The sequence below is a fragment of the Enterococcus sp. AZ035 genome, assembly GCF_050548325.1.
GTDB classification, from domain to species: Bacteria; Bacillota; Bacilli; order Lactobacillales; family Enterococcaceae; genus Enterococcus; species Enterococcus faecalis.
Genome location: NZ_CP172958.1, coordinates 1,410,777 through 1,436,614 on the forward strand (window position 1 = coordinate 1,410,777; position 25,838 = coordinate 1,436,614).

At 38.6% G+C, this 25,838-nt stretch carries 24 protein-coding genes; 3 read left to right on the forward strand and 21 right to left on the reverse strand.

Translation table 11 applies throughout. The features are described 5' to 3' along the window. Positions 1-45: 45 nt before the first annotated feature. The 10 genes from carB to IGL32_RS06860 form a co-directional block, all read right to left on the reverse strand. Positions 46-3,228, reverse strand: coding sequence for a carbamoyl-phosphate synthase large subunit (carB, locus tag IGL32_RS06815; protein WP_002379494.1), 3,183 nt, complete (start codon positions 3,226-3,228; stop codon positions 46-48). After that, positions 3,228-4,307, reverse strand: a complete 1,080-nt coding sequence (locus IGL32_RS06820) for a carbamoyl phosphate synthase small subunit (RefSeq protein WP_002364043.1) — start codon at positions 4,305-4,307, stop codon at positions 3,228-3,230. Before IGL32_RS06820 ends, carB begins: the two co-directional genes overlap by 1 nt. A 2-nt stretch (positions 4,308-4,309) precedes the next feature. Continuing rightward, positions 4,310-5,593, reverse strand: a complete 1,284-nt coding sequence (locus IGL32_RS06825; protein ID WP_002357412.1) for a dihydroorotase — start codon at positions 5,591-5,593, stop codon at positions 4,310-4,312. An 8-nt stretch (positions 5,594-5,601) separates the two neighbouring features. Next, the gene (locus IGL32_RS06830) at positions 5,602-6,528 is read right to left on the reverse strand and encodes an aspartate carbamoyltransferase catalytic subunit (protein ID WP_002357411.1); all 927 of its coding nucleotides are present in this window, start codon (positions 6,526-6,528) and stop codon (positions 5,602-5,604) included. Positions 6,529-6,541: 13 nt separating this feature from the next. After that, positions 6,542-7,822: a solute carrier family 23 protein gene (locus IGL32_RS06835; RefSeq protein ID WP_002357410.1), complete on the reverse strand. Its 1,281-nt coding sequence runs from the start codon at positions 7,820-7,822 to the stop codon at positions 6,542-6,544. A 16-nt stretch (positions 7,823-7,838) separates the two neighbouring features. Continuing rightward, entirely contained in the window at positions 7,839-8,378 is a 540-nt protein-coding gene (gene pyrR, locus IGL32_RS06840; RefSeq protein WP_301280621.1) for a bifunctional pyr operon transcriptional regulator/uracil phosphoribosyltransferase PyrR, read from the reverse strand. A gap of 338 nt (positions 8,379-8,716) precedes the next feature. Then, positions 8,717-9,622 carry an RluA family pseudouridine synthase gene (locus IGL32_RS06845; RefSeq protein ID WP_002357408.1) on the reverse strand — a complete coding sequence of 302 codons (906 nt, stop codon included), beginning with the start codon at positions 9,620-9,622 and terminating at the stop codon, positions 8,717-8,719. Further along, positions 9,609-10,085 (reverse strand): signal peptidase II, encoded by a 477-nt coding sequence (gene lspA, locus IGL32_RS06850; RefSeq protein WP_167591369.1) that lies wholly within the window; start codon positions 10,083-10,085, stop codon positions 9,609-9,611. Before lspA ends, IGL32_RS06845 begins: the two co-directional genes overlap by 14 nt. 5 nt (positions 10,086-10,090) lie before the next feature. Continuing rightward, positions 10,091-10,795 carry a CBS domain-containing protein gene (locus tag IGL32_RS06855; RefSeq protein WP_002360173.1) on the reverse strand — a complete coding sequence of 235 codons (705 nt, stop codon included), beginning with the start codon at positions 10,793-10,795 and terminating at the stop codon, positions 10,091-10,093. Between the two features lie 104 nt (positions 10,796-10,899). Next, positions 10,900-12,570, reverse strand: a complete 1,671-nt coding sequence (locus IGL32_RS06860) for a formate--tetrahydrofolate ligase (protein WP_086325789.1) — start codon at positions 12,568-12,570, stop codon at positions 10,900-10,902. Between the two features lie 178 nt (positions 12,571-12,748). Between IGL32_RS06860 and IGL32_RS06865 the strand changes: the two genes are divergently transcribed. Then, positions 12,749-12,955, forward strand: coding sequence for a cold-shock protein (locus tag IGL32_RS06865; RefSeq protein ID WP_002357404.1), 207 nt, complete (start codon positions 12,749-12,751; stop codon positions 12,953-12,955). A gap of 111 nt (positions 12,956-13,066) precedes the next feature. Here the strand turns inward: IGL32_RS06865 and IGL32_RS06870 are convergent, their stop codons facing one another. Continuing rightward, a complete protein-coding gene (locus tag IGL32_RS06870) occupies positions 13,067-13,522 on the reverse strand; it encodes an EbsA family protein (RefSeq protein ID WP_002379499.1) in 456 nt (151 codons plus the stop codon). 100 nt (positions 13,523-13,622) lie between these two features. Here IGL32_RS06870 and IGL32_RS06875 point away from each other — a divergent pair, with 100 nt between their 5' ends. After that, positions 13,623-14,030 carry a ribonuclease HI family protein gene (locus tag IGL32_RS06875; RefSeq protein ID WP_002379500.1) on the forward strand — a complete coding sequence of 136 codons (408 nt, stop codon included), beginning with the start codon at positions 13,623-13,625 and terminating at the stop codon, positions 14,028-14,030. Positions 14,031-14,157: 127 nt separating this feature from the next. Here the strand turns inward: IGL32_RS06875 and ybaK are convergent, their stop codons facing one another. The 10 genes from ybaK to tyrS all read right to left on the reverse strand — a co-directional run bounded on the left by ybaK (position 14,158) and on the right by tyrS (position 23,208). Continuing rightward, entirely contained in the window at positions 14,158-14,673 is a 516-nt protein-coding gene (ybaK, locus tag IGL32_RS06880) for a Cys-tRNA(Pro) deacylase (RefSeq protein WP_025187416.1), read from the reverse strand. Further along, positions 14,670-15,431 (reverse strand): type I 3-dehydroquinate dehydratase, encoded by a 762-nt coding sequence (gene aroD, locus IGL32_RS06885; RefSeq protein WP_002357400.1) that lies wholly within the window; start codon positions 15,429-15,431, stop codon positions 14,670-14,672. Before aroD ends, ybaK begins: the two co-directional genes overlap by 4 nt. 155 nt (positions 15,432-15,586) lie before the next feature. Then, entirely contained in the window at positions 15,587-17,371 is a 1,785-nt protein-coding gene (locus tag IGL32_RS06890; protein ID WP_430600027.1) for an ABC transporter ATP-binding protein, read from the reverse strand. Next, on the reverse strand, positions 17,371-19,122 hold the full coding sequence (locus IGL32_RS06895; RefSeq protein WP_002379501.1) for an ABC transporter ATP-binding protein: 1,752 nt from the start codon (positions 19,120-19,122) through the stop codon (positions 17,371-17,373). The genes IGL32_RS06890 and IGL32_RS06895 overlap by 1 nt, the downstream gene beginning before the upstream one ends. 197 nt (positions 19,123-19,319) lie before the next feature. Beyond that, positions 19,320-19,538 (reverse strand): YneF family protein, encoded by a 219-nt coding sequence (locus IGL32_RS06900; protein WP_002357397.1) that lies wholly within the window; start codon positions 19,536-19,538, stop codon positions 19,320-19,322. 193 nt (positions 19,539-19,731) lie between these two features. After that, a complete protein-coding gene (locus IGL32_RS06905) occupies positions 19,732-20,625 on the reverse strand; it encodes a deoxyribonuclease IV (RefSeq protein ID WP_002357396.1) in 894 nt (297 codons plus the stop codon). 10 nt (positions 20,626-20,635) lie between these two features. Beyond that, entirely contained in the window at positions 20,636-21,103 is a 468-nt protein-coding gene (locus tag IGL32_RS06910; RefSeq protein WP_002369299.1) for a DUF1801 domain-containing protein, read from the reverse strand. After that, complete coding sequence (locus tag IGL32_RS06915; RefSeq protein WP_010777675.1) at positions 21,103-21,765, reverse strand: YdeI/OmpD-associated family protein; 663 nt, start codon at positions 21,763-21,765, stop codon at positions 21,103-21,105. Before IGL32_RS06915 ends, IGL32_RS06910 begins: the two co-directional genes overlap by 1 nt. Continuing rightward, positions 21,762-21,941 (reverse strand): hypothetical protein, encoded by a 180-nt coding sequence (locus IGL32_RS06920; RefSeq protein WP_002365741.1) that lies wholly within the window; start codon positions 21,939-21,941, stop codon positions 21,762-21,764. Before IGL32_RS06920 ends, IGL32_RS06915 begins: the two co-directional genes overlap by 4 nt. A gap of 4 nt (positions 21,942-21,945) precedes the next feature. After that, entirely contained in the window at positions 21,946-23,208 is a 1,263-nt protein-coding gene (gene tyrS / locus IGL32_RS06925) for a tyrosine--tRNA ligase (RefSeq protein WP_002357324.1), read from the reverse strand. Positions 23,209-23,392: 184 nt separating this feature from the next. Between tyrS and IGL32_RS06930 the strand changes: the two genes are divergently transcribed. After that, complete coding sequence (locus IGL32_RS06930) at positions 23,393-25,804, forward strand: transglycosylase domain-containing protein (RefSeq protein ID WP_430600028.1); 2,412 nt, start codon at positions 23,393-23,395, stop codon at positions 25,802-25,804. Positions 25,805-25,838: the final 34 nt, after the last annotated feature.

The following is a 25,838-nucleotide window of genomic DNA, read 5'->3' on the forward strand; positions in this document are numbered from 1 at the left end:
ATAATCTGGAACAGTCCTCCTCAGACGATTGTTCCAGATTTTTGCTTAAATGGCTTCTGTCGTAAAGGCTCTTGATTCTAAAACTTTTAAAATCGCATTTGCTGTGTCAAGTGAGGTAAACAATGGAATCCCATGTTCGACTGCTTCCCGACGGATTGAAAACCCATCTTGGTTGGCACTGGAACGATTTTTATCCATGGTATTGATTACCACTTGTGCATTCCCATTACGAATGACATCCAGCACGGTTTCCCCTTCAGGATTAGAAATTTTCGTCACTTTCTTAACAGGCAACTGATGCTTCGCTAAAAAGTCAGCGGTTCCTTCCGTTGCGACTAAACTATAGCCAATTGCTGAAAAACGCTTAGCAATTTCTAACGCCTCTTCTTTTGTTTCATCAGCAATGGTGAAAAGTACAGCCCCATAACTTGGCAAATGCAAGCCAGATGCTTCAAAGGCTTTATACAAGGCTTTTTCTAAATAATAATCACTACCCATAACTTCCCCAGTTGATTTCATTTCAGGCCCTAAGTACGTATCTACTTTTTGTAGTTTCGTAAAGGAGAATACAGGGGCTTTCACATGAACTTGTTTACTTTCAGGATATAATCCATCTTGATATCCTAGGTCAGTCAGTTTCTCACCAAGAATCGCTTTTGTAGCAACTTGGGCCATCGGAATCCCTGTGATTTTACTTAAGAAAGGAACTGTTCGACTCGCACGAGGATTCACTTCAATCACATAAACACGATTTTCATGAATAACAAATTGAATATTCATCATACCTACACAGTTTAAACCAAGTGCCAGTTTTTTTGTATAATCGGCAATTGTTGCTTGAATTTCTTGAGAAAGATACTGCGGTGGATAAACCGCCATTGAATCACCAGAATGCACGCCAGCTCGTTCAATATGTTCCATAATCCCTGGAATTAGTACTGTTTCACCATCACAAATGGCATCAACTTCACATTCTTGTCCCAATAAATAGCTATCAACCAAGACAGGATGTTCTGGAGAAGCTTTGACTGCATGTCGCATATAATCTTCCAAATCCTTTTGATTTTCGACAATTTCCATTGCACGACCACCTAAAACATAACTTGGACGAACTAAAACGGGATAGCCGATACGATCAGCAATCACGACTGCTTCTTCTGCACTTGTGGCCGTATCTCCTGGTGGTTGAGGAATCGCTAACTCTTGCAAAGCTTGTTCAAATAAATCACGATTTTCCGCACGATCTAAATCTTCAATCGTTGTTCCAAGAATTTTAACGCCTTGTTTTGTGAGCGGCTCAGCTAAATTAATCGCTGTTTGTCCACCAAATTGGACGATCACGCCAATCGGATTTTCTAAATCAATCACATTCATGACGTCTTCTAAAGTTAATGGCTCAAAGTATAATTTATCAGAAACAGAGAAATCTGTTGAAACTGTTTCAGGATTACTATTCATAATAATTGCTTCATAACCAGCCGCTTGGATCGCTTTGACAGAATGAACCGTTGCATAATCAAACTCGACCCCTTGACCAATGCGAATGGGACCAGAACCTAATACTAGTACAGAAGGCTTTTTCGAAACATTGCTTTCGTTTTCCACTTCATACGTGCTATAAAAATAAGGCGTGTGTGATTCAAACTCTGCAGCACACGTATCCACCATTTTATAGACGGGCACAATTTGATTGGCTCTGCGGAAGTCAGCGATGGCTTGTTCTGTTTGTCCCCAAAGTGCTGCGATTTTCCGATCAGAAAAACCATTTTGTTTGGCTTCTTTCAAAACAGCTACGTTGTCCACGTGACTTTCAAGGGCTGTTTCAATTTCGATAATGTGTAAAAGTTTATCCAAGAAGAATAAATCAATTTTCGTTAAACTTTGTAATTCTTCGATGCTATATCCTCTGCGAATGGCTTCTGATAAGTAGAACAATCGATCATCTTGCGCATGGACCATTTTCTTCGTTAATTCTAAATCACTGACATGACTTAGTTCTTCTAACTCGTTGTGATAAGCACCAATTTCTAAAGAACGAACTGCTTTTAATAAGGATTCTTCAATATTGCGGCCAATTGCCATGACTTCCCCGGTTGCTTTCATTTGCGTTCCTAGTTCTCGAGCACCTTTTTCAAATTTGTCAAAAGGCCAACGAGGAATTTTGGAAACAACATAGTCCAAAGCCGGTTCAAATTCGGCATAAGTGGTTCCAGTAACTGGATTTTTCATTTCATCTAATGTTAAACCAACAGCAATTTTTGCGGCTAACTTCGCAATGGGATACCCTGTGGCTTTACTAGCAAGTGCAGATGAGCGAGAAACACGAGGATTCACTTCAATCACATAATAATTAAAGCTATGCGGGTCCAAAGCTAATTGAACATTACAGCCACCTTCAATTTTTAATGCACGAATAATTTTCAAAGACGCATCTCGCAACATTTGGTATTCATAATCTGATAAGGTTTGACTCGGAGCAAAAACAATCGAATCCCCAGTGTGAATGCCGACAGGATCAAAGTTTTCCATGTTACAAACCACAATCGCATTATCAGCCGAATCACGCATCACTTCATATTCAATTTCTTTAAAACCAGCAATACTTTTTTCAATTAAACATTGTGTAACTGGTGATAATTTCAGACCGTTTTCGGCAATTTGGCGGAGTTCTTCTTCCGTATCACACATGCCGCCGCCTGTTCCACCTAAAGTAAATGCGGGACGAACGATAATTGGATAGCCAATTCGTTTGGCAAAAGCCACGGCTTGTTCCACCGTATTGACAATTTCACTTTCTGGAATCGGTTGTTCTAATTCTTCCATCAATTGTTTAAATAAATCACGGTCTTCCGCTTGGTCAATCGCACTGAGCTTTGTTCCTAGCAATTCTACATTTAGCTCATCTAAAATTCCTGATTCCGATAATTCCATCGCCATATTTAATCCAGTTTGACCACCTAATGTTGGTAGAAGAGCATCAGGACGTTCTTTTCGCAAAATTCTTGAAACAAATTCTAAAGTAATCGGTTCGATATAAACATGATCCGCGATTTCCTTATCGGTCATGATAGTCGCTGGATTTGAGTTTACTAAGACAACTTCATACCCTTCTTCTTTTAGCGCTAAACAGGCTTGTGTGCCTGCATAGTCAAATTCTGCTGCTTGTCCAATAATGATTGGTCCTGAACCAATCACCATGATTTTCTTGATGTCCGTTCGTTTTGGCATTAGTTTTGCTCCTTCCATGCATCCATTAATTCCATAAATTCGTCAAATAAATGAAGACCATCGTGCGGTCCTGGAGCCGCATCTGGGTGATATTGCACAGTAAAAGCTGGATAATCTCGATGACGCACGCCTTCAACCGTTCCATCATTGACTTCCACGTGGGTCACAAGTAATTTTTCTGGATCAATTGTTGCTTCATCCACGGCATATCCGTGATTTTGTGAAGTGAAATCAATGCGTCCTGTTGCAATTTCTCGTACAGGATGATTCAAACCACGATGTCCAAACTTCATCTTATACGTATCCGCACCATTTGCTAATGAAAATAACTGATGACCTAAGCAGATGCCGAAAATTGGAACTTTTCCTTGAATTTCTTGAATCATTTCAATAGCTTCAGGCACATCTTTGGGATCTCCAGGCCCATTTGTCAACATGACACCATCGGGACTTAATTCTAAAATCTCTTCGGCCGTTGTATTATAAGGCAACACGGTTAAGTTGCATTGCCGTTTTGATAATTCTCGCAAAATACTATGTTTCAACCCGAAATCAACGACGACTACATTACGCCCAATACCTGGACTCGGATAAGGTTTAGTGGTGGAGACTTGTGCCACTTGATTTTTCGGCATGACTGTCGCTTTTAATTGATCAAACGCATGCGGCAAATCATCCACGGCATCAATGATACTCCCTTTCATTGTTCCAGCTGATCGTAACTTACGAGTCAGCGCACGCGTATCAATTCCTGAAATTCCCGGAATCCCTTTGCGCTTTAAAAATTCATCCAAGGTCATTTGTTGACGCCAATTTGAAGCAACCCGCGCATGCTCTTTAACAATGACACCTTTACAGGTTGGTGCAATGGATTCATAATCATCTCGGTTGACCCCGTAATTTCCAACTAATGGATACGTAAAAGTAATCATTTGTCCATTAAAACTTTGGTCAGTAATTGCTTCTTGGTAACCTGTCATGCCAGTAGTAAAAACAACTTCTCCTACTACATTGCCTTCTGCACCAAACGCTTTTCCTTCAAATACTGTTCCGTCTTCTAAAATCAATAACCTTTTCAAACCTATTGCGCCTCCTCCGACCAAGCTAATGCTCCGTCAACAAATGTCATAAGTGTCTTTCCTTTGACTGTCCACCCTGTAAATGGTGTATTGACAGCCATTGATTCAAATGCTTCTGCATCAATTGGTGCAGCTGTTGCTAAGTCAAAAACTGCAATATCTGCTGGTGCACCAATTGTTAGTGTTCCTGCGTTTAATCCAAAAATTTCTGCCGGTTTCACTGCCATCCAATCAATCACTTGTTCTAATGTGAAAATGCCTGTTTCGACAAAGTTCGTATAAATCAATTGGAAGGCCGTTTCACTACCGACAATACCAAAAGGTGCGTTTAAAAATGATTGTTGTTTTTCTTCTAAACCATGGGGCGCATGGTCGGTAGCAATACAGTCAATCGTGCCATCTAACAAGCCGTCAATCAATGCTTGTCGATCTGCTAAACCACGTAATGGCGGGTTCATTTTCCAAAACCCTTCGTCACCAGGAATATCCTCATCGACTAAAATTAAATGGTGTGGCGAAACTTCGGCTGTTACGTGAATCCCTGCTTTTTTAGCATCTCGAATAACGCGCACGCTTTCTTCTGTTGAAACATGACAAACATGATAATGAACGCCTGTTTCTTTCGCTAAAGTAATATCCCGAGCAATTTGTGAAGCTTCCGTTGCACTTAAAATCCCTGGTAGGCCTAATTTCTTAGAAACTTCTCCTTCATGCATCACACCACCAAATAATAAAGATTCATCTTCCGTGTGCGCAACAAGTGCCATATTTAATGCAGCCGCTTCTTTCATGGCTAAGTACATCGTTCCTGCCGTTTGGACACCAACACCATCATTCGTAAATGCAAAGGCGCCCGCTTCTTTTAAGGCCTTCTGATTGGTTAAAACTTCACTCCGTAGCTCTTCTGTAATGGGGGCATATTGTAAAACTTTCACGACTGCATCTTTTTGAATTAAGTCGTAAACCTCACTTAATTTTTCAGCCGTATCTGGTACTGGATTCAAATTGGGCATTGCGCAAACCGTAGTAAAACCACCGCGAGCAGCAGCTTTACTACCCGTTTTAATCGTTTCTTTATACGTAAAGCCTGGTTCTCTAAAGTGAACATGCACATCCACCAAGCCTGGCGTGATTAGTTGCCCGTTCGCATCAAACACTTGCTCAAAATCTGCTTCGTCAAACGATTCCCCGATTGCGTGAATCACACCATTTTCTAGCCAAAGTGCTGCCTCAATCAATTGATTCTCTTTTTTGATGATTTTTCCATTCTTAATTAACGTCTTCATTTCTCCACCTAGGCCTTTCCATGTAAAATTGCTTCCAAAATTGCCATGCGCATAAAGACTCCGTTACTCATTTGCGCGACGATTCTTGATTGCAGACTTTCCACTAATTCATCTGCCAGTTCAACATCCCGATTGACTGGCGCTGGATGCATAATAATTGCGTGTTTCTGTAAACGAGTTGCCCGTTCGTTGGTTAAACCATATTCCAAATGATAGCCTTCTTTTGAAAAACTTTCCTTACCATCATGACGTTCGTGCTGCACGCGAAGCAACATCATCACATCGACTTTTTCAACAATTTCATCTAGCGGCACATATTGTCCATAGACATCAAACTGATGATCGTACCACTCTTCTGGACCTGAAAAATAAATTTCAGCGCCTAAACGGTTTAATAACTGCATATTTGATTTAGCAACGCGAGAATGTGTAATATCTCCCACAATCGCCACTTTCAAGCCTTCAAATCCACCAAATTCTTCATAAATAGTCATCAGATCCAATAAACATTGTGTAGGGTGTTGTCCACTCCCGTCCCCACCGTTAATAATAGAACATTGAATCGTTTTACTTTGAATCAATTCATCGTAATAATTTTCTTTACCATGACGAATGACTGCTACATCTACACCAATTGCCGACATCGTTAGTACTGTGTCGTATAACGTTTCTCCTTTTTGAACAGAACTTCTACTTGCTTCAAACTCAATCACTTCTAAGCCTAATTTTTTCTCAGCTACCTCAAAACTTTTATGTGTTCGAGTACTATTTTCAAAAAACAAGTTTGTTGCAAAATATTGACGTTCTTCTGGGTGCCATTTTGCCCCCTGTTTAAATTCTCCTGCGCGACGGATTAACCCCATGACTTCACGGTCGGTTAAAGCCTCAGCAGTTAAAAGATGTTTTAAACTAATTCGTTCAGATGTAATAATCATTCGTCCAGTCCTCCTACTGTTCTTCGCTACGTGCGTTTTCCGGTAAAATTAAATTCAAAACAATTCCTAAGACAGTTGCTAATGCCATTGAAGACAATTCAAAAGTTCCTACTTTGAAGACTAAGCCACCAATGCCGATGACTAAAATTACTGAAGCAATCAATAAATTCTTTTTCTTATCAAAATTAATCTTATTATCGATTAAGATTTTCAAACCACTTGCGGCAATCACACCGAACAAGACGAAACTAATTCCTGAAATAACTGGTCCTGGGATACTTAGAATCAAGGCACTTAATTTTCCAACAAAGCCTAAAGCTACAGCGAACACCGCGGCTCCACCAATCACGAAGACACTGTGTACTCTTGTAATTGCTAGCACGCCGATATTTTCACCATAACTTGTAACTGGTGGTCCACCAACAAAACCTGCTACAATTTGCGCTAAGCCATCTCCCATTAAAGTTTTAGATAAGCCTGGGTCTTGGAAAAAGTTGCGCTTGGTTAATTTATTCAAGACCATTAAATGACCAATATGTTCTGTCATTGTTACAAAAGCAATTGGTGCCATTGTTGTAATGGCATTTAAATACAATTTCGGTTCATATTGAACAAAAGGTACTTCAAAATTCGGTAAAGCAAACCACGCAGCTTCTTTAATAGGGGTTAAATCAATAATTCCGAAAGCTAAAGCGACTAGGTACCCACTGACAATTCCCAAAAGAATTGGAATTAATCCTAGGAAGCCTTTGAAAAACATGTTGTAAAAAATGGTTAAGCCTAAAGTAATTAAGGCTACGGCAATATATTTAAAATCATAAACGTTGTTGTTATACATTGCGTTATTTGCGGCATTAGCCGCCAAGCCTAAACCGATAACCATCACGACAGGTCCTACAACGATAGGCGGTAAAATTTTATCCAACCAGTCGGAACCAATTTTTTTAATGATTAATGAAACGATTAGGTATACCAAGCCGGTTGTCATAGCACCTTGGGCAATGGCTGGATAACCATCACTCTTCATTAACATCTGCATCGCTGCAATAAAAGCAAAGCTACTGCCAAGATAAGCGGGGATTTTTCCTTTTGTAGTAATCAGATAGACCATTGTTCCTAATCCTGAACTGACTAAAGCAATCCCTGGGTCAATTCCCACTAAGATTGGTACTAAAACCGTTGCACCAAACATCGTAAATAAATGTTGTAAACTTAGGCCAACCCAGTGAAAAGCTTGCGGTCTGTCTTTAATATCTAAGACTGCATCCTCATTTCGAAATTCTTTTTCTGACAACGTTGTTCACTCCTTTTTATTCGTTTCCTTTACTGATCATAATACGATCTGCGCCGTCACGCTCTTCCATTTCCACAATAATTTCCTCAGTTTTTGATGTTGGAATATTTTTTCCTACATAATCGGCACGAATCGGTAGTTCCCGATGTCCACGATCTACTAAGACTGCTAAAGAGATTTTTCTCGGACGACCTAAATCCATAACAGCGTCCATCGCAGCACGAATGGTCCGGCCCGTGTACAAGACATCATCCACTAAAATAACTTCTTTACCTTCAATTGAGACTGGTACGTCAGAAGAATGTAATTCAGGTTCCTCCATATCTTTCACATCATCACGATACAAAGTAATATCTAATTCACCAACTGGCACGTCAATATCTTCTAATTGTTTTAAGCGTTCGGCTAGACGTTGTGCAATGTATATCCCACGCGTTTTAATTCCTACTAAAACAATGTCTTGAATTCCTTTGTTTCTTTCAATAATTTCATACGAGATTCGAGTAAGCGCTCGTTTCATTGTGACTGCGTCAACAACTTCTTTCTTTGGCATAATAATTTCCTCCTCATTTCTTTTTTATCTACGTCCTCGCTGTCTTGGGGTCAGCGATTCTTCCTTCAATTGAGCAGCTGAAAAATAAGTGGGTTTTTATTGAAATTGTCCTGTTATTTTTTCCAACAAAAAATCCTCCTACCCGTATGAGGATAGGAGGATGTTGGTTACAGTTTAAAAAGGTACAAGGGTACCATGTAGCCCACACAACTTACTAACTAAGCGCACCTAGTGTTCTTTTGCATGATTCCTTCTTAGCCTCACGGGACTAAACTTAAAGGTTACAGTTATTTAGTTATTTTTCTTCTTAAAAAAGAGTTTACCTCTTCTTCAGAAAAAAATCAATGATTATTTCTTAATTGGTGTAAAGTTTTTTCAAAAACTTCTGGTAAAGGTGCTTCAAAGACTAATTGTTCACCTGTAGTAGGATGTGTAAAGCCTAATAACTTCGCATGTAAAAATTGTCCATTGCCAGGCAATGTTTTTTTCGGTCCATATAACGGATCTCCAGCTAATGGATAACCGATATATTTCATGTGAACACGGATTTGATGTGTCCGGCCTGTTTCTAGTTGTAATTCAACTAAGGTAAATGCATCAAAACGCTCTAAAACAGTAAAATGCGTGACTGCTTCTTTACCGCCTTCAATGACCGCTTGCATTTTGCGGTCAACCTTGGAACGACCAATAGGCGCATTTATCTCTCCCTTATCGTGAGGAATAACACCGTGGACCAAGGCAACGTATTTACGTAACGATGTTTTTTCTTTTAGCTGTTTCGCTAATGATTCATGGGCTTGATCATTTTTAGCCACCATCAATAGCCCCGAAGTATCTTTATCAATTCGATGAACAATTCCCGGTCGCACCACATCATTAATCGCCGATAAGTGATCCGCATGATGAAGTAACGCGTTCACTAATGTACCCTTGGGATGCCCTGCCGAAGGATGAACGACCATGCCTTGAGGTTTGTTGACAACAATCACATCATTGTCTTCATAAACAATGGTCAAAGGAATATCCTCTGCTACCATATCTAGAACTTCTGGTTCAGGAATTGTTACAACAATTTCATCGCCTGCTGTAACTTTGTAATTTGCGCGGACCGTTTCACCATTAACTGTTACGTGTTTTTCTTTTAACCATTGTTGAATTTGCGAGCGGGAATGATTGGGTAAATGTTCACTTAATACTTTATCAATCCGGCCTTTTTCTGTTTGAATCGTTACGTTAATTTGTTCCATTTTTGCCTTCCTTTGCTGCTTTTTCATCTAAAATCAAATAAATAAATATACAAATAACGCCGACCACTAACGTACTATCTGCAACATTAAAAATAGGAAAATTCATAAAATCCGTTTGGAGCATGTCCACCACGTAGCCTAAACGTACACGATCAATAAAATTCCCAATGGCACCTGCTAAGACAAAAGATAAACCTACAGAATACCAGATACTTTTTTTATAATTCTTAATTAATAAATAAATAATCACGACACTAACAATTACTGTGATGACATAAAAGAATATCATCTTTCCTTCTAATAAGCTCCAAGCGGCTCCGGTATTTCTTAAATGGGTCAGCGACAAAAATCCAGGAATGAATTCTTTTGTTTCACCCAAAGAAATGTTTTGGAGCGTCAAATATTTGCTCCATTGGTCAAGCCCTACTAATAAGGCACTGATTAAAAAATATACTACTAACAATCGCGTCATTCCTTTTCTCTATGAATACTTGCTAAATCTCTTGGTCGAACAATGCCTACTAACTCACCATTAGGATGGCCACTTTTACTAATAAGCACAGCTTCTAAGCGTGGCTGCTCCCGAAACATTTGTTCAACTTCAAAAACGGTTGCTTCAATTGAAACAAATTGATAGTTGCTGCGTTTATAATTTGATGCCAACAATTCTCGCACCGTTCGGTTGGCAATGTGAACTTCGCCTTTGGTGCTCTCAATGGCAAACCATACACCAATCCCTCGAACCGTGATTAATCCTTTAAATACACCTTTTTCATAAATCGGAAATTGGGAATATTGTTTTTTTGCAATAATCGTTAATAACGTTTCTAAAGAAGTGGTGATTTCAAAAGCTGTAACACGTTTCGCAAATTTAGGCACTACTTTTTCTGGTTTTGTTAAAGCTTGTTCAATCGTTTCAATTCGTTGAACTGCCCATTCGTTTGGCTCTGCAATTACAAAATCATCAGCAATTCGCTCATGAACGATGGCATTTCTTAACTGAGCCATTTGAAGCAAATCCTCTTCAAATTGAGCAATCTGTCCTTTTTCTTTTCGGGAAAGACGTCTTGTCATTTCACTGAATCCCATGTTGACAGGATTGTTCAGTCTCTCTCTCATCCACTTTTCAATGCGATTAAAGTGTGCTAAAAATGTATCTGCTCGTTCCCCCATAGTCGTTGCTCCTTATAATAAACTACGCAATAAATTTCCGTCATTATTTTTTATTGAGCTACTTTCAAGTATATACTAAAAATAGGTCTCAGGAAAGAGCGGCTTTAAAAGAGACCGCTCGCTTGACCCGTTTCGTCCACATCCATATTTAACGCAGCAGGAACCTTCGGCAAGCCAGGCATCGTTAAAATGTCACCCGTTAACGCCACGATAAACCCCGCACCGATTTTTGGAACTAGTTCACGAATCGTAATCGTAAATCCTTCTGGCCGTCCTAATTTTTGAGGATCGTCAGAAAGTGAATACTGTGTCTTCGCCATGCAGATTGGTAATTGATCCCAATCATTTTTTGTAAAGTCTGCGATTTGTTTTTGCGCTTTCGGAGAAAAAATCGCCTGTTCCCCGCCGTAAATCGTTTGTACAATGGCTTGAATTTTTTCTTCAATAGTTTGGCGAGGATTATATAAAGGTTGAAACTGTTTTGTATTGGCTTCAATCTCTGCTACTACTGTTTTCGCTAGATTCGTGCCACCTGCGCCACCTTGCGCCCAAACACTTGTTAACTCGACGGGCACGCCTAACGCTTGGCAGGCTTCTTTCAACAGTTGAATTTCCTTCTCTGTATCCTGTGTAAATTCATTAATTGCAACAACTACTGGTACATCATAACGTTGCATGTTTTGAATATGTTTTTCTAAGTTGGCAAAGCCTTTTTGTAACGCTGGTAAATTTTCTTCTGCTAACTGATCTTTCGCCAAACCGCCATGCATTTTCAACGCGCGAATCGTTGCCACAATCACAACGGCATCGGGTGCTTTTCCTAAAGAAGGTACTTTAATATCTAAAAATTTTTCGCCACCTAAGTCGCCACCAAAACCTGCTTCTGTTACGACATAATCCCCTAGATGCAAAGCCGTTTTTGTCGCTAAAATACTGTTACATCCATGAGCGATATTGGCAAAAGGACCACCGTGAACAAAAGCTGGAGTTCCTTCAATCGTTTGAACTAAATTAGGTTTTAAGGCGTCTTTTAATAATAAAGTCAGCGCACCTGCCACGTTTAAATCTTTAACCGTCACCGGCTCTCTTTGGTCATTATAGGCGACAATAATCCGACTTAAGCGTTCTTTTAAGTCCGTTAAATTTTGCGCTAAACAAAGAATCGCCATAATTTCGCTTGCCACAGTAATATCGAAACCGTCTTCTCTTGGTACACCTTGGAAAGGACCGCCTAAACCAACAACGACCTGTCTAAGCGCACGATCATTTAGATCCACTGCCCGTTTCCAAATCACCCGTCGAGAATCAATCTTTAAATCATTTCCTTGCTGTAAATGATTATCTAGTAACGCAGCTAAGGCATTATTGGCTGTCGTAATCGCATGCATATCACCAGTAAAATGCAAATTGATTTCTTCCATTGGTAATACTTGTGCGTAACCGCCACCTGTTGCGCCACCTTTAATCCCCATCACAGGACCTAATGAGGGTTCTCTTAGGGCAATAACTGTTTTTTTATTGATTTGATTTAATGCATCTCCTAAACCAATGGTCACGGTTGACTTTCCTTCTCCTGCTGGCGTTGGATTAATCGACGTAACGAGGATTAATTTACCTTCTGTTTTCGCTTCTAAGGATTGAAGCGTTGGAAAATCTATTTTCGCTTTGTATTTCCCATAAAGTTCTAGCGAATCTTCTGAAAGACCGATTGTTTCGGCAATCTCTTGAATAGGTTTTAATGTTGCTGCTTGTGCAATGTTAATATCTGTCTTCATAACGGACCCCTTTTCAATTCTTTATCGTCTTTGTGACACATTGTTTCTTTTAAATTATAGCTTGTATTGAATAGAATGGCTAGAATAACCTTTTTTAAACAACCCAACCATTGACGTTTGGTAGCCTTTTCTCGTATAATGAAAGTGTCTTTACAAATCTAAAAGGAGCGTGAATTGGATGCAAAAAGGAATTGTCAAATGGTTCGATAACAGAAAAGGTTATGGTTTTATCGTTTACAACGAAGAAGATGAGATTTTTGTCCACTTCACTGCTATAGAAGGTGACGGATTCAAATCACTTGATGAGAATCAATCTGTAGAGTTCGAGATAATGGAAGGCAATCGTGGGCTACAAGCAGCACATGTCAAAAAAATAGATAACTAAAAAAGCTGAACCAACAGCGCTTAGCTCCAAAAAGTAAGTAAACGTAGCGTTTGTTTCAGCTGATTATTTTAAGATTTTGAGAGTGGGGCACCAGTCGTTTCGACTTATGACTCACTCTTTATTTTTTTCTTCTTTTTTATGAAGGCCCAAAGAATGATCTTCTGCTACCTTCAATTCAGGCTTTTTTACCTTAAGCGCCTCAAGAAATAACGGAATCGTTTTCTTTTTCATTAAAAAGACTTTTGAGCCTTCCTTAAATTCTGAGGAAAAAATTTCGATGCTTTTTTCATTGTAGGTTACTTTTTCTATCTGAGAAAGCGGAAGTGCTTTTTTACGAAACCATAAAACATCTCTGACAATTAAAGATGTTTCTGTCAGGTTAAAAGACCGCGCAATTCCTAGATAAGCAAACACAAAAAATGGAACCATCACCAGATTACTAATCAAGTAAGGACCATTATTTTCCAATGCTAAAATTAAACTAATAAATAATATACAAAATGTGCAAGACCAGTAAATAATTGTTGATGCTAATTCTGGCTGCCAATAAAATTTCTGTTTTTTCATAAAGTGCCCTCACTACTTCTGGATCAACGCCGCTAAATTTAAATATGTTATAATAGTAACATACTTTTTTTAAGAACAAAAAGAAATTAGGAGTAATTTTATGTTAAGAATTTATGTAGATGCTGCAACAAAAGGCAATCCAGGTGAATCTGGCGGCGGTATCGTTTACCTCACCGACCAATCGCGGCAACAATTGCATGTGCCTTTAGGTATTGTTAGTAATCACGAAGCTGAATTTAAAGTGCTGATTGAAGCTTTAAAACAAGCGATTACCAATGAAGACAATCAACAAACCGTTCTTCTCCACTCAGATAGTAAAATTGTTGTCCAAACCATTGAAAAAAACTATGCTAAAAATGAAAAGTACCAGCCTTATTTAGCAGAATATCAACAACTAGAAAAGAATTTTCCTTTACTCTTAATCAAATGGCTACCTGAAAGTCAAAACAAAGCGGCCGATATGCTTGCACGGCAAGCATTACAAAAATTTTATCCCAATAAAAAGTAGCACAGATTAGTTAATGTTTTTCCTTTATTAATTTGATAGTTAAGCGTGGAGCAAAAATCCCTAGTGTTTTTTGCTCCACGCTTAAAAACAGATAAACGGTTCTGTCTCAACCTCTTCTTATAACCACTTATTCTTCTGTCGTTATTCCCGCAAATTGTCCATTGGTTAGCGAAAGGATTGCTTCAGGCGCTAATTCAATTTGCATGCCACGTTTGCCTGCAGAAACAATAATTGCAGAATATTGTTGAGCTTCTTCAGCCAAATAGGTGGGAAATTGCTTTTTCATCCCAATTGGTGAACAGCCCCCACGAATATAGCCTGTGGTTGCTTCTAAATCTTTTAAGTGAAGCATTTCTACCTTTTTGTTGCCACTAGCTTTCGCTAATTTTTTCAAATCTAATTCTTGATTACCAGGAATGACAGCCACGACTGGACCTGTTTTATTACCTACTGTAACCAAGGTTTTAAAAATTCGTCCTTTTTCAATACCTAAACTTTCAGCGACACTTTCTGCACTTAAATGATCTTCGCTCCAAGCGAATTCATATTCTTTATATGGTACTTTATGTTGTTCCACCATGCGCATCGCATTCGTTTTTTGTTGTGTTTTTTTCTTTGCCACTTCTTTCACCTTCTGAATCACTTGTTTTGTTCGAATGTCTTTAAATAATTTCTTAATACTTGTACGGATAGTTGGCCTGGTGCAGACGCTTGCTGGGCTGAGCCAAAAGTTAGTGCCGATCCGAACAGTTGACCTGTTACGCGACTAATCATCCCTAACTGTCCCATTGACATAGTAACGATTGGAACGGATGCATAATGGGTGTACATTTCATTGGTTGCTGAAAGTAACGTAAGTACATCTGTCGCATCTTGTGGCATCACAGCTATTTTACAAATATCCGCCTGACGCATTTGCATTTGGCGTAACCGCGCGACAATCTCCTCTTGCGACGGTGTTTTCTGAAAGTCGTGATTACAGAGAACAATTTTAATCCCCGCCTTTTTAGCTTCGTGAATTAACGTATCTGCCGCCAGCGGATTCGCAAATAATTCAATATCCAATAAATCCAACGCACCCTTTTTCACTAATTCATGATACAAAGCAAAATAATTTTCCTCGGAAAAAGCCATTTCGCCGCCTTCTTTTTGTGTACGAAAAGTTAACAATAACGGTTTTTGCCCCAACCGTTCCATTACTTGTTGTGAAAGATTACATACATCGGAAAAATCAGCGACATTTTCATAATAGTCTAAACGCCATTCCACCAAATCACAATCTAGTGTTTGGCTCGCCGTTGCTTCGGCCAAAATATCCTCGGCTGTTGGAGCAACAATGGGCACCACAATTTTGGGATTCCCTTCACCTATTCGCACATTTTTGACTATAACTGGCTTCACAGTTCCACCTAACTTCCTCGTTTGTTTTTCTCTCTTCATATCATACCATTTCTATTCTTTTTTGCAATTTAAAGAGCTACAAAGACACCTAGAATTAGGAATTTCCTAACACTAAATGTCTTTGTTTGGGTTATTTAACTCTTTCTGTTGTTACGTTAAACTTCCGTACTTTGTAACTGATACATATCCGCATAAAGGCCACCTTCTGCCAGTAACGTTTCGTGCGTTCCTCGTTCTACAATCTGCCCTTTGTCTAAAACTAAAATCAAGTTTGCGTCACGAATCGTCGAAAGGCGATGCGCAATCGCAATTGTCGTTCTCCCTTGACGCATTTTGGCTAATCCTTCTTGAATCAATCCTTCTGTTTCTGTATCAATATTAGCGGTTGCTTCATCTAAAACTAAAATTTTGGGATCAGTCACAATCGTTCGTGCAAACGAAATTAATTGACGTTGTCCGCTAGAATAACTCGCTCCTCGTTCAATGACTTTCGCATGATAGGTATTGGGTAACGTGTGAATAAATTTATCTGCCTGAACAAATTCCGCAGCCTGTTTAATTTGCTCATCTGTAATATTGGGATTCAGTAAACGGATATTTCCAGCAATATCTCCATAAAACATGAAAGCGTCCTGTAATACTAAGCCCATCTTTTCCCGTAATTCTGTCATGGGAAAATCACGAATGTCACGATCATCAATTAAAATCTGCCCTTCATAAAATTCATAGAAACGCATGAGTACATTAATAATTGAACTTTTACCACTTCCTGTATGACCGACTAAAGCGACGGTTTCCCCGGGATTTGCGACAAAGCTAATATTTTTCAATACTTCGTTTTTGCCGTCATAAGAAAAAGTAACATTGCGAAATTCAATTTTCCCGCGAATAATTTCCCCATTCGCACCTACTGATTGTTGCGGCGTTAATTCTTCCGTATCCATAATTTTTAAAATACGGCTACCTGCGACAATCCCATCTGTAAAGATACTTAGGAAGTCCATCATTTGCGTCATCGGATTAAAAAAAGCTTGGACATACGTTACAAAAGCATAAATCATCCCCGCTTCAACAGGTGAATGTAAAGCATCGATGCCAAACATAGTTAAGGCCAATGCAATCGCCAACGTATACAACAAATTAATGATGGGACTTAATAATAACGAATTCATACGAATCATTGCTACTCGTGTTTTTAAATAGTCATCATTGGTTTCTTCAAATTCTTTTTCCAAACGCTTTTCTTGGCGAAATTGTTGAATGATTTGCATACCAGAGATGTATTCATTTAGTTTGGTGTTTAATTGACTTAATTTTTCCCGCATACTGCGATATAATTTTGAACTAAATTTTTGGTAATACCAAATCACAACTAATAAAATTGGCAAGAAAATTAGACAATAAAATGAAATTTCTGGACTGAGTTGAAACATTGCAAAAAATGACGAGATTACGGCAAAAATTCCTGTAATCACCATTAGGAATACATACCAGAATTCAAACAATGTTTCTGTGTCATTTGTAACACGAGACACCGTCGAACCCGCTGGTGTTTGATCAAAATAACGCATACCTAAAGTGTGTAATTTTTCAAATAATTTCACTCGTATATATTGATACGTTTTTAAAGAAGCCATCGAATACAAATACCATTGGAAAAACCAAGCAATACTTTTGACAATGACACCAAAGAAATAAATAGCAGCAAAAGTTAGAATCACTTGCATTGTAGCAGTTTTAGGCGTTAAATAATTATCCATAAAAACTTGAATGACTCTAGGCAAAAGAATATTGATAATTGATAAGCCAAATGCAAAGAGAATAGCTGTGTAAAACATGCGTCGAAACGGTTTGGCAAAACGAAACAAACGCTGAACAATCGTTAATTGTTCTTTCAGCGGTAACTCTCTGGACCATTCGGATTGATACTTTTCTTCCATTAACTCTCACTCCCTTCAATTTTCGCTTCTAATTGCTGTTTTTCCCACATCCGCTGATACCAACCCTTCTGAGCCAGTAACTCTGGATGCGTCCCCCGTTCAATAATTTTCCCTTCATCCAACACTAAGATTTCTTTTGCATGCATGACACTACTTAAACGATGCGCTGTAATAATAGTGGTTTTTTCTTGGCGCGTTTCTTTTAGATTTGATAAAATCGCCTCTTCAGTCTTCGCATCGACTGCAGATAAGGCATCGTCTAAAATTAACAATTCTGGTTCAACAATCAAGGCCCGTGCAATAGAAATCCGTTGTTTTTGTCCTCCAGAAAGCGAAACGCCACGTTCCCCAACCATTGTGTCATAGCCTTCAGGGAATGCTTTAATTTCTTGGTTAATAAATGCTAATTCTGCCGCTTGTTCAACTGCTGCTTGTTCCAAGTCTGGTTTAGCAAAACGAATATTATCTCGTACCGTCATGGAAAAGAGAAAGTGGTCCTGTGGCACGTACCCCATTGCACCCATCAATGCATCTAATGTGTAATTTTTAATGTTATGTTTTCCAAAGGAAATCGTTCCTTGGTATTGGTCATATTCACGCATCAACAACTTCAAAATAGTGGTTTTACCAGCGCCTGTTTTACCAACAATCCCCAAGGTTTCTCCTTCTTGCAACGAAAATTGGATGTTTTCCAATGCCACTGCCTCTTCTTTTGGATAAGAAAAAGAATCAATCTTCATTGAAATTGTTCCTTGCGCCATTGTTTTGATGGCATCTTTTCGTTCGATAATATGCGTTTTTTCATGTAATAATTCGTTCACACGATCGTAACTAGCATTCCCACGTTCTAACACATTAAATAAGCGCCCAATCGCAAACATTGGCCAAACTAGCATCCCAATATAGGCAATGAAAGAGACCAACTGACCTAAACTAATCGTTCCTTCCATGATGAAACGACCACCAATAATAATTGTCAAAACATAAGAAACACCAATAATCAGCGTAATAAACGGATCAAACAGTGCATCTAAAAAGTTCGTTCGTTTATTTTTGACGATAGCATCATCAATTTTCTCTGTAAAATCAGCAAGATCTTCTTTTTCTTGCCCAAATGTTTTAATGACTTTAATTCCAGTGATACTTTCTTGTGTTTTATCATTAATCGCTGAAAAAGCAGCTTGTGAATCTCGAAAGGCATCATGCAACTTAGAACCTAGAACTCGTGAAGTGACGGCTAATAAAGGCAGCGGTAATAAAGCAATTAATGTTAAGCGCCAATCGACAAATAGAACCATTGCGATAATCGTTGTTCCTCCCGTAATCACAGAGTCGGCAAACGTTAAAATCCCAGCTCCAGCCACATTTTGGATGGCATTTAAATCATTGGTTGCATGCGCCATCAAGTCACCTGTCCGATATTTCTGATAAAAGATGCTATCCATTTTTGTGAAATGATGAAATAATTGAGTCCGTAGCTCTTTTTCCAAACGAGCCGCACTCCCCCAAATATGCATCCGCCAAATATAGCGAAAAAGATATTGGGCAAGCCCAGCACCAATCAAGAGTGCAACCCACACGATAATTTTCGTTAAGCGAATTTCTTTGTTAACGATTTCATCTACAACGACGCCAATAACTTTGGGCGGGACTAATTGAACAAGAGCGACCATCATTAATGAGAAAACCCCAATAATATAACTTTTTTTCTCTTGCTTAAAAAACCAGCCTAATTTTTTGAATATGGACATTCAGTTGTCCCTCCTTTTACTTTGTTGTTCTACGAAGACTACTTTCGAGCTAGAAGGTTTCTTCGTTATTGTTGTTTTTGATTAAACGTTTCGCTCTTTTCCTCCTAGATTATCCTATTCTCCCGCAAAACAACAAAAAAACGGACTGAAAATCAGCCCGTTTTTACACTTATTCATGATTACCTGAATAACCTTTACTATTTTCCTTGGTTTTTCATTTGTTGCATCATTTGTCTAACCTTTTTCTCTGACGGTTTTTGACCCATTGATGCCATCATCATGCGTAACATATCCTCATTAACGGGAGGATTTTTTTTGAAATAATCTTGCATATATTTGCGTGCAAGGAAAAAGCCCCCTGCAGCGCCTACTAATAAAGCGATTACTGCGATTAATACTACCCAACCTGTTGCCATTGAAACTCTCTCCTCTCCGTATAGTTTTGCTCTCAATGAATTATTTTACTAGAAATAGCAAAAAAAGAAAAGTTCTTTTTGCGGGATTTCTCTTAAATAATGAAAAAAGTCTGATTTTTTTGCAAAATAGTGATTAAAAGTCAAAAATATACGCTCTTAAATGTCAATAGGACCTTTAAGAGCGATTGTTGCTTCAGTTTTGTCCTTGAATTTTTTCTAATAATTCTGGATCAAATGTTTGATTTTTTAACATCGCAATTTCAAAGCCGTAAGGGGCCTTTTTATTTTTTTTGTCTTCTCCGACATAAGGTGTTTCTAAAATTTTTGGTAAAGCAGTTAATTTTTCATGGTGAACCACACCGTTTAAAGCTTCAAAACCAATAGTGCCAAAGCCAATATTGGCATGACGATCTTTATGTGAGCCCATAGGATTTTTAGAATCATTCACATGAATAACTTTTAAACGATCCAATCCGATAATTTTATCAAATTCAACTAATACGCCATCAAAATCATCTTTTACATTATAACCTGCATCATTAATGTGGCAAGTATCCAGAGTGACAGAAAGCTTATCATTTAGCGTAACTCCGTCAATAATCGCAGCTAGTTCGTCAAACGTACGGCCGATTTCGGTTCCTTTACCAGCCATGGTTTCTAAAGCGATTTGAGGGATTTGCTCTTTCCACAAGACTTCGTTTAGACCTTTAACAATTTGTTTAATGCCGGCTTCTGGACCTGCACCAACATGCGCACCTGGGTGTAACGTGATTTGCGTTGCTCCCAACGCTTGTGCTCGCTCAATTTCTTGACGCAAAAAGTCTACGGCAAAACCGAAATTTTCCGTTTTAATTGTATTACCTAAATTAATAATATACGGGGCATGAACGACGATATTACTTAAATTGTGTTCCTTCATAAAAGCTTGCCCAGCTTCAATATTCATTTCTTCAATCGGTTTCCGACGCGTGTTTTGTGGCGCACCTGTATAAATCATAAAGGTTGTTGAGCCATAACTAGCCGCTTCCTCGGCAGAGCCTAATAGCATTTTCTTGCCACTCATACTAACGTGTGATCCTAATAACATGTGGTTCCTCCTAATAATTCTTCTTTTTCTTTTGGTAGTGTTGATACTGTTGCAGCCATTCTTCTAGCGTGATTTTTGTTACTAATTCGCCAATTAGTTCATAGGGTATTCGCTTAGGATTAGTGAAGCGAAGACAACTTTTCCCCATGTTTAGCTTTGTTGACACTTGTTCCTGATAGGCTTCTTGAAACCAACTTCGGACGGCTTCATTTCCCATTAATCCCATGTGATATAAAGCTACTTGCCTTTTAGTAGCGCCTAAGCTGATAAATGGTAACGGTTCATCACCACGGTTAAGATAGCCTTCTGGAAATACTGAAAGCGGCACAACAAAGGTTGGCATGCCATATTGCATTGTTAATTCAAATCCTGCTGGCAAATTTTGCGAAACGACATCTAATACTTGCTGATAAGCAATTCGCCAGTTTGGTTCAACTGTTTCGATGTATGCTGTAACTGTTTCAATTGACTGCGCCATTATTTCTTCCTTTGCTGATAAAGCGCTTTGGTTTTATAGCCTTCTTTTAAAATGACTAACATTTCAGTTTGCCGCTTTTTCCGTGTCTCCGCTCGCTTTGCACTAAATACATACCGCGCCCACTCTTTTTGATAACCAGGCGTTAATGCAGCGAATGTCGCTGCAGCAGCTGGTTCTGTTTGTACCAACGCTTCAATTTCCGGTAAATATTGAACATAATCCCCAACAGCAGAACTGGTCTGATTCTTCGCTAGCTTTTTAAGAACATTCTTCATGCCGACAACCGTAAAAGTCTCATCTAAACTAACCATGCGATTAAATTTTAAGGTTGAGCCTTTAATATACCCATCTGCCTCGTTTACTTGTAATGTTGGAAAAATTTCATCTCGGTGGACAAAGGTTGGATACATTTTATTGCCTTTTTTCGGATAAGCCACATATAACAACCCATTTTCTACTAAATGTTGACCTTCAATCACCATTGAAACAATCTCTTGAAATTCCGCCATTGTTTTCACAAATGCAAAAATCAGCTCAACTGGTTCTGAGGGTAATTGCTGCGCGGCTGAAGCAAATTCAGATAGATACTCTCCCTGTGGTCTATTTAAAATAACTGGGTGCTGATACTTCGTTAAGTTTAACTTTTCGACAATTGATTTCATAACCTACTCCTTATAGCGACTGCACTTTTTATTCTAGCATAGCATAAGTTATCTGTAATTGAATATGCCCAATAGTAAAAAAGAGTTTTTTGTAACAGAATTAATCCCAATTTATCTTTTTTAAAAGCGAAAGCTTGGAACCTGTTGTCTAAACGACCTTCGTCCCAAGCTTTCATTTTTTTAGTATTTTAACAAGAAATATTTTTTCTTACCGCGACGAATCACAGTAAATTGTCCTTCGATTTTATCAGTTTCTGTCAATTCAGCTGCTAAATCTTGTCTACGTTCTCCATTGACGTAAATCGCTCCATTTTGAACATCTTCACGGGCTTGACGTTTGGATGGTTCTATTTTTGAGGTAACTAATAAGTCAACTAAACTTAATTGATCCTCTGGTTGCACCTCATACGTTGGTACATCTTTAAAGCCTTGTTTAATTTCTTCTGCTGTTAAGCTTTGGATATCTCCGCTGAATAAAGCTTCTGAAATTTTAACCGCTTGATGATAGGCTGCTTCACCGTGGACTAAAGTAGTCACTTCTTTGGCTAACGCTTTTTGCGCAGCACGTTGACCTGGGTTCGCTGTAAATTCTTCTTCAATTGTTGCAATTTCATCCAATGTTAAGAAAGTAAAGTATTTCAAGAATTTCACGACATCACGATCATCTGTGTTAATCCAGAATTGATAAAATTCATATGGCGAAGTTTTTTCCGCATCTAGCCAAACTGCGTTTCCTTCTGTTTTACCAAATTTGGTACCATCTGCTTTTGTAATTAAAGGCATGGTTAAGCCGAATCCTTGAACTTCTTGTTCTCGGCGTAATAATTCAATCCCTGAAGTAATGTTCCCCCATTGATCACTGCCGCCTAATTGCAATAAACAGCCTTCTGTTTCGTACAATTTCAAGAAATCATACGCTTGTAATAATTGATACGCAAATTCAGTATAAGAAATTCCTGTTTCGATTCGACGTTTCACGCTTTCTTTACTCATCATATAGTTAATTGTAAAGTTTTTTCCCACATCACGTAAGAAATCAATTAACGAAAGCTCTCCAAGCCAATCATAGTTATTTGCTAGAATCGCTGGATTTTTTTCATCTTCAAAATCGATAAAACGTGACAACTGGCCCTTAATACTTTCAGACCAAGCTTTCACTGTATCAAGTGTGTTTAAACTACGTTCTGCATCTTTGAATGATGGATCACCAATCATGCCTGTTCCGCCACCAACTAAAGCAATGGGCACATGACCATTTTGTTGGAAACGACGTAACATAAGAATTGGCAGTAGATGCCCGATGTGTAAACTGTCTGCCGTTGGATCAAAGCCGATATATAATTTAACAGATTCTTCATTTAATTGTTTTTGTAAGGCTTCTTCATCTGTGACTTGGTAGACCAACCCACGGGCTTTTAATTCTTCAAAAAAAGCTGAATTCATGATTTTCCTCCTATAGTAAAACATAATAATAGATCAAATTCCCCTATTCATAGTAACCGATTCTGTCACACTTGAAAAGTCAAAAAATGAGATTTCCCTATTTTCTCTTAAGTTTTTTCAACAAAAAATGGCAATTGGTGTAGAAACTATTCATAGAAGCTTTTTTTTGCTATAATAACACAGAATGTATCATTTTATTGAGGTGAAGCTTTTGAAAAATAATTCAAGTAACAATAAGCAAAAACCAACGACCTCTTCTGGCGGCAATGTCTTTTTACTTATTTTAAATGTCATTATTCGCGTTTTTCAGTCATTAGTGGTTTTTGGGGTTATTCTGATTGTCTTAGGTGGCTCTCTTGGCTTAGGTATCGGAATGGGCTATTTTGCTTTTCTAGTTGAAGATACACAGCCCCCAACGAAGGAAGAATTGCAAAAAGAAATCAGTGATATTACCGAAGTGTCAAAAATGACTTACGCAGATGGTACTCCGATTGCTAACATCAAATCAGATTTAATTCGGACACGAATTAATGGCGATCAAATGTCTCCATTGCTAAAAAAAGCCATTATTTCAACAGAAGATGAATATTTTGAAGAACATCATGGGGTGGTACCAAAAGCGCTAGTTCGAGCGTTGATTTCTGATGCGACAGGTATCGGCGGTTCTTCTGGTGGTTCAACATTGACTCAGCAATTGGTCAAGCAACAGATTTTAACTGACGAAACGACTTTTAAACGGAAAGCCAACGAAATTTTATTAGCTTTACGTATTGAAAAATACTTTTCTAAGGACGAAATCGTGACAACGTATCTAAATGTCTCCCCTTTTGGTCGTAATAACAAAGGTGAAAATATTGCAGGCGTGGAAGAAGCAGCCAAAGGACTCTTTGGTAAAAGTGCCAAGGACTTGAATCTTCCTCAAGCGGCCTTTATCGCAGGACTTCCCCAAAGTCCCATTGTTTACACGCCCTATACTAACACTGGTGCCTTGAAAGACGATTTGTCTTTAGGAATGAAGAGAAAAGATTTTGTTCTTTTCAGTATGTACCGAGAAAAAGCTATTTCACAAAAGGAATATGAAGAAGCCAAAGCTTACGACTTGAAAAAAGACTTTTTACCAACTGAACAGGCCAATGTCAATACAGAAGGCTATCTATACTACACGGTGTTAGATAAAGCAGTTGAGATTGTCATGGATTTAGATATGAAAAAAGCTAAAGTTAATCGTGATGATTTAGATCAAGTTGGTTTAGATCAATATGAAGAACAAGCACGTCGCGAAATCCAGTCGCAAGGCTATACAATCCAATCAACCATTGATCAGAACATTTATAACACCATGCAAACCGCTGTCGCAAATTATGGTTATTTGCTTGATGATGGCACTGCAGATGTCAATGGGAATACAATGATTGAAACTGGCAATATTTTAATGGATAACGCTACTGGTCGTATCCTCGGTTTTATCGGCGGCAGAAACTTCGATATAAATCAAAACAACCATGCCTTTAATGCCGATCGTCAAGTTGGTTCTACGATTAAACCAATTTCTGTCTATGGTCCTGCGATTGATCAAGGACTCATTGGTTCTGAAAGTCGTCTGGCCAACTACCCAACGACTTATGCTGATGGTACAGAATTTGTTAATTCCACAAATGTGGATTTAAATCAATTCGTGACTGTTCGGAATGCCTTGAATTGGTCTTTCAATATCCCTGTCGTTCATGTTAATAATGAGCTAAGGAAAAAAATGGGTGATGATAATTTCTCTTACAATCACTACTTAAGTAAAATGAACTATCCAGCTTCAGATGCTTGGGCTTACGAATCTGCGCCATTGGGTTCAGTAGAAACAAATGTTGTAACACAAACAAACGGCTTCCAAGCGCTTGCTAACAAAGGTAAATATCAAAAAGCCTACATGATTGAAAAAATCACAGACAATAGCGGACATGTGGTCTACGAACACAAAGATGAAGCAACGCAAGTTTATTCACCGGCGACCGCTTCTATTATGAATGACTTGTTGCGCTCAGTGGTGGATTCTGCGAATACGACAAAATTCAAACCAACATTAGCTGGCTTGAATCCTCATTTAGCCAGTGCTGATTGGGTCGGAAAAACTGGGACAACTAATGACTATAAAGATTCATGGCTGATTGTCTCTACCCCGACTGTGACACTAAGTTCTTGGTCAGGACATGATCTACCAGCGCCAATGACGACGACCAGCGGCGACAATAATGGGAATTATATGGCTAACTTAGCTAACGCGCTGTACTATGCGAATCCAGAATTGTTTGGTATTGGTCAAAAATTTGAATTAGACCCAAGTGTCATTAAATCAAAAGTTTCTGAATTTACTGGTGAAAAACCTGGCTCAATTACCTATAATGGTGCCAAGTTCAACACACCTGGCAAAACAACGACTTCATACTATGCCAAAGATGGTGCACCACAAAGTACCTATAAATTTGGGATCGGTGGAACAGACAGCAATTACGCTTCTTACTGGGGAAATCTTGCTCCACGTGCCACTACAAATAATAACAACAATAACAATAAAAACAACGATAATAAAAAGAATAATAATTAACTCGCTAAAATGAGCCAGAAAACGTATTTTTCTG

Coding starts and splice junctions, on each gene's coding strand:
- carB (WP_002379494.1), bottom strand. CDS start 3,228: ATGCCAAAACGAACGGACATCAAGAAAATCATGGTGATTGGTTCAGGA.
- IGL32_RS06825 (WP_002357412.1), bottom strand. CDS start 5,593: ATGAAGACGTTAATTAAGAATGGAAAAATCATCAAAAAAGAGAATCAA.
- IGL32_RS06830 (WP_002357411.1), bottom strand. CDS start 6,528: ATGATTATTACATCTGAACGAATTAGTTTAAAACATCTTTTAACTGCT.
- IGL32_RS06845 (WP_002357408.1), bottom strand. CDS start 9,622: ATGGAACAAATTAACGTAACGATTCAAACAGAAAAAGGCCGGATTGAT.
- IGL32_RS06855 (WP_002360173.1), bottom strand. CDS start 10,795: ATGGGGGAACGAGCAGATACATTTTTAGCACACTTTAATCGCATTGAA.
- IGL32_RS06860 (WP_086325789.1), bottom strand. CDS start 12,570: ATGAAGACAGATATTAACATTGCACAAGCAGCAACATTAAAACCTATT.
- IGL32_RS06865 (WP_002357404.1), top strand. CDS start 12,749: ATGCAAAAAGGAATTGTCAAATGGTTCGATAACAGAAAAGGTTATGGT.
- IGL32_RS06870 (WP_002379499.1), bottom strand. CDS start 13,522: ATGAAAAAACAGAAATTTTATTGGCAGCCAGAATTAGCATCAACAATT.
- IGL32_RS06875 (WP_002379500.1), top strand. CDS start 13,623: ATGTTAAGAATTTATGTAGATGCTGCAACAAAAGGCAATCCAGGTGAA.
- IGL32_RS06890 (WP_430600027.1), bottom strand. CDS start 17,371: ATGGAAGAAAAGTATCAATCCGAATGGTCCAGAGAGTTACCGCTGAAA.
- IGL32_RS06895 (WP_002379501.1), bottom strand. CDS start 19,122: ATGTCCATATTCAAAAAATTAGGCTGGTTTTTTAAGCAAGAGAAAAAA.
- IGL32_RS06900 (WP_002357397.1), bottom strand. CDS start 19,538: ATGGCAACAGGTTGGGTAGTATTAATCGCAGTAATCGCTTTATTAGTA.
- IGL32_RS06905 (WP_002357396.1), bottom strand. CDS start 20,625: ATGTTATTAGGATCACACGTTAGTATGAGTGGCAAGAAAATGCTATTA.
- IGL32_RS06910 (WP_002369299.1), bottom strand. CDS start 21,103: ATGGCGCAGTCAATTGAAACAGTTACAGCATACATCGAAACAGTTGAA.
- IGL32_RS06915 (WP_010777675.1), bottom strand. CDS start 21,765: ATGAAATCAATTGTCGAAAAGTTAAACTTAACGAAGTATCAGCACCCA.
- IGL32_RS06920 (WP_002365741.1), bottom strand. CDS start 21,941: ATGAAAGCTTGGGACGAAGGTCGTTTAGACAACAGGTTCCAAGCTTTC.
- tyrS (WP_002357324.1), bottom strand. CDS start 23,208: ATGAATTCAGCTTTTTTTGAAGAATTAAAAGCCCGTGGGTTGGTCTAC.
- IGL32_RS06930 (WP_430600028.1), top strand. CDS start 23,393: ATGTATCATTTTATTGAGGTGAAGCTTTTGAAAAATAATTCAAGTAAC.